This is a genomic window from Coleofasciculus sp. H7-2, from assembly GCF_042747725.1.
Classification (GTDB): domain Bacteria; phylum Cyanobacteriota; class Cyanobacteriia; order Cyanobacteriales; family FACHB-T130; genus FACHB-T130.
This window is the reverse complement of the sequence record NZ_JBHZGO010000085.1, coordinates 1-12,996: the sequence shown is the minus strand read 5'-3', so window position 1 is coordinate 12,996 and position 12,996 is coordinate 1. Positions and strand designations below refer to the sequence as shown.

10 protein-coding genes and 1 pseudogene are annotated in these 12,996 nt (G+C 47.1%); all 11 read left to right on the top strand.

Annotated elements, in window-relative coordinates; genetic code table 11:
* Window positions 1-291: 291 nt before the first annotated feature.
* The 11 genes and pseudogenes from ACFW2W_RS16800 to ACFW2W_RS16750 all read left to right on the top strand — a co-directional run bounded on the left by ACFW2W_RS16800 (window position 292) and on the right by ACFW2W_RS16750 (window position 12,886).
* The gene (locus ACFW2W_RS16800; RefSeq protein WP_378180396.1) at window positions 292-1,854 is read left to right on the top strand and encodes a PKD domain-containing protein; all 1,563 of its coding nucleotides are present in this window, start codon (window positions 292-294) and stop codon (window positions 1,852-1,854) included.
* 633 nt (window positions 1,855-2,487) lie between these two features.
* Window positions 2,488-2,619 carry a hypothetical protein gene (locus tag ACFW2W_RS16795; protein ID WP_378180394.1) on the top strand — a complete coding sequence of 44 codons (132 nt, stop codon included), beginning with the start codon at window positions 2,488-2,490 and terminating at the stop codon, window positions 2,617-2,619.
* Between the two features lie 620 nt (window positions 2,620-3,239).
* A complete protein-coding gene (locus ACFW2W_RS16790; RefSeq protein WP_378180392.1) occupies window positions 3,240-3,941 on the top strand; it encodes a PEP-CTERM sorting domain-containing protein in 702 nt (233 codons plus the stop codon).
* A 262-nt stretch (window positions 3,942-4,203) separates the two neighbouring features.
* Window positions 4,204-4,299, top strand: a pseudogene (locus ACFW2W_RS16785) (PEP-CTERM sorting domain-containing protein); the annotation flags it as partial.
* Window positions 4,300-4,547: 248 nt separating this feature from the next.
* Window positions 4,548-5,996: a F0F1 ATP synthase subunit beta gene (atpD, locus tag ACFW2W_RS16780; protein ID WP_378180390.1), complete on the top strand. Its 1,449-nt coding sequence runs from the start codon at window positions 4,548-4,550 to the stop codon at window positions 5,994-5,996.
* Window positions 5,997-6,080: 84 nt separating this feature from the next.
* The gene (atpC, locus tag ACFW2W_RS16775; RefSeq protein WP_378180388.1) at window positions 6,081-6,497 is read left to right on the top strand and encodes an ATP synthase F1 subunit epsilon; all 417 of its coding nucleotides are present in this window, start codon (window positions 6,081-6,083) and stop codon (window positions 6,495-6,497) included.
* A gap of 619 nt (window positions 6,498-7,116) precedes the next feature.
* Window positions 7,117-7,851: a filamentous hemagglutinin N-terminal domain-containing protein gene (locus ACFW2W_RS16770; protein WP_378180386.1), complete on the top strand. Its 735-nt coding sequence runs from the start codon at window positions 7,117-7,119 to the stop codon at window positions 7,849-7,851.
* Window positions 7,852-7,884: 33 nt separating this feature from the next.
* The gene (locus tag ACFW2W_RS16765; RefSeq protein ID WP_378180384.1) at window positions 7,885-8,265 is read left to right on the top strand and encodes a transposase family protein; all 381 of its coding nucleotides are present in this window, start codon (window positions 7,885-7,887) and stop codon (window positions 8,263-8,265) included.
* A 30-nt stretch (window positions 8,266-8,295) separates the two neighbouring features.
* Complete coding sequence (locus ACFW2W_RS16760) at window positions 8,296-8,802, top strand: transposase family protein (RefSeq protein ID WP_378180705.1); 507 nt, start codon at window positions 8,296-8,298, stop codon at window positions 8,800-8,802.
* 152 nt (window positions 8,803-8,954) lie between these two features.
* Window positions 8,955-12,422 (top strand): hypothetical protein, encoded by a 3,468-nt coding sequence (locus ACFW2W_RS16755; protein ID WP_378180382.1) that lies wholly within the window; start codon window positions 8,955-8,957, stop codon window positions 12,420-12,422.
* Entirely contained in the window at window positions 12,338-12,886 is a 549-nt protein-coding gene (locus tag ACFW2W_RS16750; protein ID WP_378180380.1) for a CHAT domain-containing protein, read from the top strand. The genes ACFW2W_RS16755 and ACFW2W_RS16750 overlap by 85 nt, the downstream gene beginning before the upstream one ends.
* The last annotated feature ends 110 nt before the right edge of the window (window positions 12,887-12,996 follow it).

Sequence of the window (12,996 nt, the reverse complement as noted above, 5' to 3'; positions counted from 1 at the left end):
CCTGTCTCCTAAGAGCGAACTAAGTTTTCATGCAAACTTAGGGCGAATTGGTCTGATTTGCCGTGTTAATTAATCCTCTCTCTAAAGTTAAATTTAAACAGATTGGCTGTTTTTACTGCTGTGGGTGGATAGGAAATTTATCGATTGTCGTTAACAATAAAAAGAGAATCACTCCAGCATTTAAAACTCTTTTTTCACAAAAAAAAGAGCTTTTCAGAAGTCGATTGATTAGGGCATCGAGAAAACCCGTTGCAGCATTAAAATATCTACTCTTGAGGATGAGCCGGTTCAATGACTACCTCTTTGTGGAAATATCTATCAGCCGGTATCGCGACCACCTTTATCGCCTTGGGAACAGCCGCACCCTCTAGGGCAACCACTCTCTCCGGTTATGCAACTTCCGGAAACATGATGAGTGGGATGCAGATTACAGTTGGTTTCCTTGATGGAACCTCGCAAACGGCAACTTGGGGGGTCACAGATTCTATTTCGGGAGGAGCATTTGGGAGTGGCTGGTCGCTCACCCAAGCGGGTAATACATACGGTTACGATCCAGACTATGGTGCATACGGCTGGAGATTTAGCCACTCCGGCGTCAGCCCCATTGCCTCGCTGCTAATCAATGCGATTCCTGGAAATGCCGTTTTTGATACTTATCCTTATCTAAATGGTTCCCAAAATACGCCTGGGTCAGCTGAGGGTTGGGAATTCCAGGTACTATCAGGGCAATCTCCCACTGCCTATGCCTACTCAGTCCCGATTGACATTTCAAAAGGCGACTTATTTGGGGCGCTTTCGATGTCCTGGAACGGCGGATTTAACGGGACAATGCGATTTATCGCCGATACGGATAGCGGCACCACAGCCGACCCGGTGAAGCCGCTAGAACCACCACCGCCACCACCGCCACCGCCACCACCACCGCCGCCACCGCCACCGCCACCGCCACCACCACCACCAAACATCGCGCCGACTCTGAATTTCGACAATTACACGATTTATGAGGGTCAATCGGTATCGCCGATATTGTATGCCACCGATCCCGATCCCGACTCGATCGCCTTCTTGCTGAATGGCAATGTCGTTGGTACCGATCCCAATACTTTAGGAATCCGTGCATTGTCCGTGCCACTAGGGACTTATGCAGATGAGGGAAGCTTTACCTTAACGGCGCAAGCACAGGATAGTAGAGGTGAGAATAGTCCGCCCGTCACTCGAACGCTGACGGTTCTAAATGTTGCCCCCACCATCACTAACCTGACCCCAAATTTAACCATTAAAGAAGGCGATCGCTTTAATTTTAATGGCACCGCAACCGATCCGGGAATCTATGATGTTCTGACCTACAATTGGGACTTAGATAACAACAGTTTGTTTGATAACTTCACTGGCTCCAACGGGCAATCTTCCTTTGCCGATGAAGGTTTCCATCCCATCGGGCTGCAAGTCTCAGATGGCGATGGCGGGTATGCTTACGGTGCTTTTAACGTGACGGTTGAGAACGTTGCCCCCACAATTACTAGCATCACTTCGGCACTCACGGTTTTAGAAAACCAGAAGTTTGATTTTGCTGCTACCGCAACCGATCCGGGCATCCAGGATCTGCTCAGCTTTGATTGGGACATCAATAATGATGGCGTTTTTGACGACTTCACCGGCACGGCGGGGCAGTGGGCTTTTAGCGATCGCGGGACTTATACCGTTGGCTTGAGAGTCTCTGATGGCGATGGTGGGTTTGCTTTCAGTTCTTTTGATGTGACTGTTAAACACGTCCCCGAACCTTCGAGTGCGATCGCTCTATTGGCGTTTGGTGCTGTTGGTGCTGGTGCTATCCGCAAGCGCAAACAGCCGTAAAAAATTAGCTTCCTAGTTAGGCAGGTTGGCATAGCCCAACCTGCTGATTTCGCCTATCTAGATAAAAGTTTTGTCAAGAAGCGATCGCATTTGAACGGCTCCAACCCAATTCAGATAAAGCCCGCTTAACACCCCCAAATGCTTTGAGAGCAAGGGAAGGGGATGCAGGACGCCCCTAGATTGGGCTTTGTATTCCTCAATTAGCGATCGCTTCTACCCAGTTTATAAACAGGAAATGCCACATAAGTTTATGTAGGACTAAAAAGGGTGAAGATTCCGGTTATAAATCCTACAGTAACTTTTGAAATGGCTAGCTAGTAACCATGTTGGGAAGTCATATATTTGGTTCGACCCTTGTATAGTTTAAATCTATAAAACTACCTATCGATATTTCCAAGTCAAAAATCCCAAATCTAAAGTTCAAAATGGGATGACGTGGAATCCAGGGGTTTAGGAAGTGTTTGGAGAATCAGCTTTCCATTCAGTGTGTGGGTGATTAGTGCTAATAATTACACTGAAATGCTGAAGTGAAAATGGGAACAGAAAGCTAGGGATAAACATCCTTAACTAACTGCAAGGAAAAATTGGCAATTGCCGGATATTCCTTAGAAGGCATCGCAATTATTACCAGGGATGAGAGGTGTACTGGGCAATGCTATTCACTACTTAACCTTACATCTAACACGCGATCGCGGCATACGCGATGATTCGGCTGTTTCCCCTAGTATTCGGACAACGCGCCAACTACGCACTCAGCTCAGCTAAAACCAGATGCGATCGCCTCTAGACAGTGAAGTGGCTGGGCGATCGCGCTTAACGGCTGTAGAACTAGCATTTCCCACAATCAGCCTTTATTAAAAATTCATGAAGTCTTCGTATAATTTTTTACAAGTTAGCATTAACCGATCGATATAAATTCAGTCCAAGGGCTGATTTAGGCTTCCGATTCTTCTTAAATTAAGCTATTTAAATATATTGTTTCAATAAAGATTACCAAAAGGTACTGGTAATTGATTCAAAAAATATGCCACACTTTCCACAGAAATGACTACAACAAAATTTTGTTTTTTTAAAGTACACAAAGGCACTAAGGAGATTTGCAGATTTTATTGAAACAACAGTTGCATTCGCACGTCAGAGAATATACGGTTATCAACATTTAACTGAATGGGCACGGAATTGTAGAAAGTTATATCTAGAGCGGCTTTGACCAACGACTGACACAAAATCTTCAAAATTTATCTGTAGCGATTGATTCTATCTGCGATTAGCCGAAATCCTCATTAGTCATCTTTGCAAGTGCTTTGACTTGCGGCGGAACGGGCAACCCATACAGTCAATATTCACTTTTTTAGAAAAAAAGTTTTATGAGTGCCTTAAATCTTATGAAAAAGCTATCTATGACAGCCGCTGGAGTAGCCTGTATCTCCGTGGGAGGGATGTGCGCGAATGTACCCCCCCTCAAGGCGGCAATTCTGGCAGTGGATAATTCAGGATCGTGGGCAACCGGGTCAGATACGCTATCAAGGATGGGGTTCAAGATGGTTCAGGTAGCAAATAGTGCCGAACCAGAGTTTTCGATTCTTTCTACTCTCTCGTCGCCGTTGGGCAATTTGACCTTCAGCCCCCAGGTTCAGAAAATGAATATTAATTCCGGCTGGACAACGTGGAGTCATGGCTACACGGGCGAGGTATATTTTAGCGGCTGGAATGTTTTAACCACGACGATTACACTACCTGCCAGTATTACTGCGTTTGATTTATATGTGGAGCCAAACCTCTTTGGCATATTCGACATCGCAGTAACGGGTATAGATGGTACCTCGACAACCCTGTTGCAGAAAGTCAGTGGTTTGTCAGGTGCTAAGTATTTTGGGTTCTACGCCACTGAGGGAGATTTGCTTTCCACCATCAAAATCACTGACCGCTCGAACGGTGCTGCTCATGGGTTTGGCATGGCTGAGTTCCGTCTCGCATCCCGTACAGTTGCTGCTGTTCCTGAATCCTCTTTTGGGTTGGGTATATTAGTGTTTGGTGCGTTAGGTACTACTTCGTGGCTATTGCGGAAACGGCAACACAAAGTTTAACTTCTTCGCCGGAAGCCCCACACCATAGCGGTATCCTACTCAGGACTTACGCACTGAAAGCTTGAAACCTAGATCCCCCCTAACTCCCTGATAAATTGGGGGGATTGGAAAAGTCCCCCTTTTTAAGGGGGATTTAGGGGGATCTCTGCGTAAGTCCTACTACTCCTACAACTACGACAGTCTCTCCGACACCAACTCCTACTCCCAAACTGGCTTCTATTCCAACGCAAGTCTCGATAACTTCACTTTCGGACAAGCGGCTAAGTCAGTTCCCGAACCTACTTCAGTGCTTGCTTTGCTAGCAGTAGGTGCTTTAGGTGCAGGTTCGTCCAAGCGCAAACAGCAAGGCAAAGCTTAAGATAACAGCCGATTTGCCAAGTGCCAACTTAACTGCGTGAGTGCTATATCTTCCTTTAGAAGGCATGGCAGTTTTTTTGGGGAATGATTCAGGCGAGGTTTTCCCTAGGTCGCATCCTATAGAGGGATCAACTCAAGCTGCCAGACAGATTCGGCATCCTTTCAGTGGTACTCTGGAAAATGGCATTGCTAAATGTTAAGACTGTTTTCCCGTATCTATACACATAGATTCACAACATAGGCACAAGCATGGTAGCCACCACAGACAAGACAAACGTAGGGCGTATTACCCAAATCATCGGTCCCGTTATCGATGCGGAGTTTCCCAGCGGCAAGATGCCGCAGATTTACAATGCCTTAAAAATCGAAGGCACAAATGAAGCCGGACAGAACGTGTCCGTAACCTGCGAAGTGCAGCAACTTTTGGGTGACAACCAAGTGCGTGCTGTTGCCATGAGTGCCACCGATGGCTTGGTGCGCGGCATGGATGTAGTAGACACCGGCGCTGCCATTACCGTACCCGTTGGCCCTGCCACTCTGGGTCGGATTTTCAACGTTCTTGGCGAACCCGTAGACAATAAAGGGCCAGTCAATGCTGACGAAACCTTCCCCATTCACCGTCCGGCTCCCAAGTTCACCGACCTGGAAACCAAGCCATCAGTGTTTGAAACCGGGATTAAAGTTATCGACCTGCTGACACCCTATCGACGCGGCGGCAAAATCGGTTTATTCGGCGGTGCTGGTGTCGGTAAAACCGTGATCATGATGGAGCTTATCAACAACATTGCCACCAATCACGGCGGCGTGTCTGTGTTCGGCGGTGTGGGCGAACGCACCCGCGAGGGAAATGACCTCTACAATGAAATGATCGAGTCAGGGGTTATTAATAAAGACAATCTTGGCGAATCTAAAATCGCCCTAGTCTACGGTCAGATGAACGAGCCACCCGGAGCCAGAATGCGCGTCGGCTTAGCTGCTCTGACGATGGCTGAGTATTTCCGCGATGTCAGTAAACAAGACGTGCTGCTGTTTATCGACAACATCTTCCGGTTTGTGCAAGCCGGTTCAGAAGTGTCGGCGCTACTGGGACGGATGCCTTCTGCTGTGGGATATCAGCCGACTCTGGCAACGGATATGGGCGACTTGCAAGAGCGAATCACCTCAACCACCGAAGGTTCGATTACCTCTGTTCAAGCGGTGTACGTGCCAGCCGACGACTTGACCGACCCCGCACCAGCAACCACCTTTGCTCACTTGGACGGAACCACTGTGTTGTCTCGTGGTTTAGCCGCGAAGGGGATTTATCCCGCTGTTGACCCGCTAGATTCCACTTCCACCATGTTGCAACCCAGTGTTGTTGGTGAGGAACACTACGGGACTGCTCGTGAAGTTCAGTCAACGCTACAGCGCTACAAAGAGCTGCAAGACATTATCGCCATTCTGGGTTTGGATGAATTGTCTGAAGATGACCGCTTGATAGTGGCTCGTGCGCGTAAGGTTGAGCGTTTCTTGTCTCAGCCGTTCTTCGTGGCAGAAGTCTTCACCGGATCTCCGGGTAAATATGTGAAGCTGTCAGAAACTATCAACGGCTTCAAGAAGATTCTCTCTGGAGAGCTAGATTCTTTGCCAGAGCAGGCTTTCTACATGGTCGGCACTATTGAGGAAGCGATCGCTAAAGCTGAAAAAATCAAAAGCTAGTCCATAGGCATTCGCCATTAGTCATTAGTCTTTTTCACCTGACTAATGACTAATGACCAACTAACAACTGACAACTCACAAACTATGGCTTTAACTGTTCGTGTTGTTTCTCCCGACAAAACTGTCTGGGATTCTAGTGCTGAAGAAGTGATTCTACCTAGCACTACAGGTCAACTCGGTATCCTCAGCGGTCACGCTCCTTTATTGACAGCACTGGATATCGGTGTCATGCGTGTCCGTTCTGGCAAAGATTGGGTGCCAATCGCCCTCATGGGTGGCTTTGCAGAAGTGGATAATAATGAAGTAACCATTCTGGTTAACGGTGCCGAGCGCGGCGACAAAATCGATCGCGAACAAGCCCGTGCTGCTTACACCGAAGCTGAAGCGAGGCTTAATCAGGTTGATAGTGGTGGCTCCCGTCAGGAGCAAATTCAGGCAACTCAAGCCCTCAGACGCGCCCGCGCTCGTTTTCAAGCCGCTGGTGGGATGGTTCAAGTCTAAAGTCTCTCAAAACTCAAGTCTTCTGAAAAGCTTCTCCTGTAACTGAACGGGAGGAGTTTTTTGTTTGGGACTAGACGGGCGCGGTCAAGATGGATACGCCCTATTAAGTGTTGCACTCAGTGAAGCGATCGCTGCTTCAGGAATTTATACTATTTCCCGATTCATCTGCAACTAATGACAGGATAGCTAATGACAGGATTGCTAATCAATTAATGAACAATTAGCAATAAAAAATAATATTTCTAAACTTATATATTTGCTTTTGACAAAAAATGATTGATGACTAGCCTGCTTTGCCTAAAAAATTAGGTTGACTGCTGAATGCTCCCAGCATCAATCCTCCCACCTGTTGAAAGCTAAAAAATGCCAAGTTTCGGCGGATATCAAAAAGGCTTCGCTTGCAAAGACTTAAAACTTGCAGCCCCTAAAAAGTAAAGCGAAGATCGCCAGCTTTGTAAACTTTTTATCGAGCAAGATCGCCATCTTTATCAACTCTTTAAATTATTCAAGACCTAATTAATCATTCCTTTATCAAGGCTGTGATATTACGGAGTGACGCAGTAAAATTGCGGATTTTATAGTTGTCGCAAATTTTTCATCAGCCCTGAGGAAGAGATTGATGTCAGTATTTACTAGCAGAATCGGTGCCCTGTTAGCCATGTTATTGTTTGGGACTTCTGTAGGTGCCACAGCCACCTCTGCCCAGTCAATCATTGCGGCTCCCAATGACACGAATACTCTGGTTAACCAGAATGGAAACCAGATTGACATCAGTGGCGGCACCCTTTCTAGCAATGGCTCGAATCTCTTCCACAGCTTCAATCAGTTTGGTCTGAATCAAAACGAGATAGCCAACTTTCTGTCGAACCCATCCATTCAAAACATCCTGGGTCGCGTCAATGGGGGAAACGCCTCGGTAATTAACGGTCTCATCCAGGTGACGGGTGGGAATTCCCACCTTTTCTTGATGAACCCATCTGGCATTATCTTTGGTGCCGGAGCCAGCCTAAATGTACCTGCCTCCTTCACCGCCACCACCGCTAACGGCATTGGCTTTGGGGGCAATTGGTTCAGCGCCACGGGTGCCAATGACTATAAGGCTTTAGTCGGTACGCCAAACGCCTTCGGCTTCGCAATGAGTCAGCCGGGAGCGATCGCTAATGCCGGAAACTTGGCAGTGAAACCAGGACAAAGTTTAACCTTGCTCGGTGGCACCGTAGTCAGTACCGGGCAATTGTCAGCACCGGGGGGTAATATCACGGTGGCAGCGGTACCTGGTGAGAGCGTAGTACGCATTTCTCAGGCGGGAAGTTTACTGAGTAGACATCTCCGAAATAGTAATGTTTTGTGGTAAAAGAATAGAATAGGAGTTTTTTATACCAAACTTATGAGTTCCGTACTGGATTATATCGAAGCAAATCCTCAACAAGCCCAACGATTAATTGGTCTGGCCTACCCGGAGCTACAAAAATTACTTCAAAATGCCGAAAAATCACACCATAAAAATCAAGCTTTGTTAGAATCAAAGAAAATTAGAATTATCTCCGGTGGAGGTGGTCGTAAACCAAAATTATCTATAAAAGAACAAATAATTTTAACCTTGGTTTATCTCAGACATATGACCACATTTCAACTTCTTGGCATCCAGTTTGGAGTAAGTGAATCTACAGCAAACGATACATTTAATTATTGGTTGCCAGTACTGAGAGAGTTGTTGCCATCCAGTTTAATTGAACAAGTAAAAAAAAAGAATCTGACTATGAAGTAGTTAAAGAGATACTCGAGAGAGTATGAATTAATTGTAGATAGCTATGAACAGCTCAGAGAAAGACCTGGGGACAATCAAGAGCAAGAAAAATATTATTCAGGAAAGGAGAGTGATCATACATTTAAAAGTCAGATGATTATCTTACCAGATGGCAAAGATATCGTTGATGTTATAGCTGGTGAACCTGGACCGAAAAGTGATATAACTTTGTTCCGAGAAAATCGTGAGCGCTTTGACCCAAAACAAAAATTTAAGGGGGATTTAGCTGATCAAGGGGAAGAGCTAATTACCAATCCAATTAAAAAACTAAGAAATCGAGAATTAACCACAGAACAAAAAGAACAAAACAAGGAATTTTCTGCTAAGCGAATCTTTGTGGAACCTAGAATTCGTTCTGTCAAAATATTTCGAGTTGTTCAAGAAAGGTTTCGGTTAAAACCCAAAAAATATGAGCAAGTAATTTTGACAATTTGTGGGCTAGTAAGACTCCGAATTGGGGCACTTGTATTACCACCAGAAATCCCCGCGCTCCCATGAGCTAAAATTAACGCGCATCACCATATATTTTTGTCTTATTCTCAACAACAAATATCTCAAACCCTTATTTTTTCGTATAGACTAGCTGATTGGCAACGCTTGCATTTGCACCCTAATAGCTAGTCACATCAAGGCTTTGATAGTTATCGGAGGTGTCTAGTGTAGAAATTCAACCCCTAGCAGCAGCAGACAATCAGCCGAATGACTGGATGCTGCCAATTGCTTCCTTACCTCAGCTGTTGACGGGTGCTGGGGAAGTGGGAAACGCCACTAAAATGACCGTTAGTAGCGACGGCACGGTTCATTTAACAGGTTCCAACACTGCGATACCTACAGACACGGGTACTGTAATTGCCTCTGGTTCCCTAAATGCCTCAAGCACTGCCCCAAGTCAAACTGGAGGCACAGTCCAGATTGTTGGTGACAAAGTAGGGCTAATCGGTGCCAATATTAACGCTTCCGGTACCCTCGGCGGCGGCACAGTGCGAATTGGCGGCGACTATCAGGGTAAGGGTACACTGCCAAATGCATCTCGCACCTACGTCAGTAGCGACTCCTTCATTGCCGCAGATGCTCTCCTCAACGGCAACGGCGGTAAGGTGATTGTTTGGGCAGATGAGACAACCCGTTTCTACGGCAATATTACAGCTCGTGGCGGCGCTCAAGGTGGAAACGGTGGCTTTGTCGAGACATCAGGCAAACAAAACTTGGACTTTGACGGTTTGGTAGATGTGGGTGCAACCTGGGGAAAGGGCGGTCAGTTGCTATTAGACCCAAAAAGCGTTGTCATTGATACGGCAAACGATGACAAAAATCAGCTTGATGACAAGAAGATCCTGGCTGATGACGGCAGCAACAACGATACATTCAAGATTTCTGCTGACAAGGTGAAAACCATGCTCAACAGTGGCGATGTGTCAATCGCAGCCAAGGACAACATTGATGTAAAAAGTGCTATCGATGCCAGTGGCAATACCAATACCCACAATCTTAAGTTGGACGCTGCGACCGTCAACTTGAACGCTCCTATAACTCTCAAGGGCGGTCTGACAATTAATAGCACGCAGGAGCTGAAGATAGACGCTAGTGCCAGCCTAAACTTAGGTGGAGCCTTCAGCCAAACTGGGAGGGGGGCAGTCTCCACAGCAGGCGACATCACCACTAGCAACGACAAAATTAGCTTCAGCAGTCCCGTTACCCTGACGGGAAATGTCAAGCTAGATACTGGAACTGGCAACGGCGATATTGCTTTCACCGGAGCGATCGCAGGCAGTGGTAAAAACCTAGAACTGCTCGCAGGCACGGGTAAGGTGGACTTGGGTGGTGCAGTGGGTAGTAGTGGCACCCCAATTGGCAACTTGACCATTGGCGCTAACACCATCAATCTAGCTCCATCAATCAACGCTGCGGGTGTCACCCTGAAACCCGGTACGTCAGGCAAGACGATTGGTGTAGGAATTGGTGTCAAACCTGGACTGGATTTTATCCTCGATCAACTAAACAATATTACAGCCACTAATTTGACCATTGGGGATGCCACTAATACTGCCAGCATCCAGATCGGGACACTTCTCAACCCGCTTACCGAGAATCTCACCTTTATTAGTAAAGGGACTGTAGATGTCACTGCACCGCTATCGCTACCGCTACCGCTATCTGTAACCAAGAATTTGACGATTACCAACGGTGGCAAGCTGACGATTGCTCCTGCCGCAGACATAATTTTGGGGGGAGCCTTCGTGCAAAATGGCTCCGGATCGGTCGTTACCGCAAGCAACATCACCGCCGAAAACGGCATCAGCTTTAAAAGCGGACTTCCCCTCAGCGGAGCGAACATCGCCTTAGATAGCGAAAAGGGCGAATATAACGACCTAAAGACGATCGCAGGCACCGGCAACATCTTCTTTGGCAAAACGGTGGGTGCGGGAGAAGGTAAAGGATTGGGTGCAATCTTAATTGAGAATGCGACCAATGTAACTGCCCTTTCAACGATTGTTGCAGACAGTCTGACGCAGTTATCTGGTAACACTACGACTCTGGCGGGTGACATCACCACAACTAAGCTAGCCGGTGTAAATATTACTGCCACTAATATCCAAGTGGGAGGCAGTATCAACACCAATGGCGGTAAGGTAAATCTGATTGGGAACGGCGGAGTCACCGCTAGCAATATTACTTCTAAAGGCGGGGAAATTAGCCTCAATAGCACTCAAGGCGCGATCGCTACCAGCAATGGCACTCTAGATTCTTCTGGCGGTAATGTATTTCTCAGCGCTAATCAAAATATCGCTACCAACAATATCACCTCAAAAGGTGGAGCAATTACCCTCAATAGTGACACGGGAGCCATTAATACAGGAGCGTTGGACTCTTCTGCAACGGGTACTGGCGGCGCGATCGCTCTTACCAGCCAGCAAGGAGCCATTATTGCTGGCAATGTGACATCAAAAGGTGCCACTGGCGGTGGTGCAGTCACCGTTGCGGCTCCTGGTAGCATCACTACGGCAAATATTGACACATCTTCTACTAATAACATCGGCGGCGCGATCGCTCTTACCAGCCAAAAAGGAGCCGTACAGACTGGCAATTTGATCTCCCAAGGAGCAGCAGGCGGTGGGGACATTGAAGTTTCCGCTCAAGGCATCATCACCGCTGGAGTTATCGATAGTTCCAGCTTCGGGAAAGGAGGGAATGTCACCCTGGCGAACCCGCTGATCGAACTCAACAAAACTCCAACTGATGACATTCAAGTTGTCTCCATCAATGCCCAAAGTGGAGGTAGCGCCTTCGGAGGAGTTGTTAAAATTACAACCGATCGCTTCTTCCGCGCTACAGGCACTTTCACTGGTTCCAAAAACCCATTTGCGACCAGCATTTCCACGATTGGAGGCGCTGGGGACGGCGCGATTCTGATTTCCCACGGAGGCGGTTCCTCCTTTACTCCCTTTGTGATAGGAGATGCTACAGAAAACGGCACAGCGGGCGCTCTCACCACCGGAACTGGGTTCCTCAGTACGATTTTGCCATCTAAAGAATTTCCTGGCCCTTACCGCCAAGGCAATATTCAAATTATTCCCCGCCGTCCCGGAGACAACCTGCTTCCCTACTTCGGGGCAATACCCGTAAATACGCCTGCTAGCGTCTCTGACGTAACGATTGATACGACGAGCGACCTGGATAGCACTATCACCTCTAAATTTGACCAACATCTGGGGCAAACGGGCAATATCACCAATCCGAAAGAAGCCGCCAACCTACTGAGCCAAATCGAGAAGCAGACGAGTATCAAATCCGCTTTTATTTATGCAGTCTTTGCGCCCGATCAAGTCTCTAGTAGTCAGAAAATTCAAATTAAGAAAGACGATGAGCGACTAGAGCTAATTTTGGTAACAGGAGAGGGAAAAACGAAACGAGTGCGCGTAGCTGGTAGTAGGCGAGGAGCAATCCTAAAAGTCGCTGGAAGCTTGCGGAACGCCATTACCAATAAAAATAAACTGAATGACGACTATCGTGCCCCCTCCGAACAACTGTATCAGTGGCTAATTGCACCCATCAAGGACGAGTTAGAAGCCCAAGGCATCCAGAATCTAGTCTTCATTATGGATGCAGGCTTGCGATAGCGAAGCGCCGACCTGTCGGTTCGCTTCCTATCGCTGCCCTCCACGATGGTCAACAGTTTTTAGTGGAGAAATATAGCATCGGTCTAATGCCCAGCCTCAGCCTCACCGATACCCGCTACGCTAACATTAAGAACGCCAAAGTCTTGGCAATGGGTGCCGACCACTTTACCAACAAAACGCAAAATCCATTGCCTGCTGTGCCGGTAGAATTGTCGATGATTACTTCTAAACTGTGGCAAGGTAAATCCTTCCTCAACGAAGCTTTCACCCTCAAGAATTTAAAAGCACAACGCACTTCCACGCCCTACGAAATTATCCACCTCGCTACCCACGCAGAATTTAAGTCAGGGGCACTCGGCAACTCCTATATTCAGCTGTGGGACACCCAATTGAGATTGGATCAAGTGCGTCAATTGGGCTGGAATAAACCAGCGGTGGAATTATTAGCGGGACTTAAACAATGAATTAAAACCAAATGAGTTATGATCCATGCCAGATAAGAAGTTCACGTTGAAAAATACCCATGAAGGAAACTACACCCGACGCAATGCCTCCATGCTTTGAGAAATGGTGC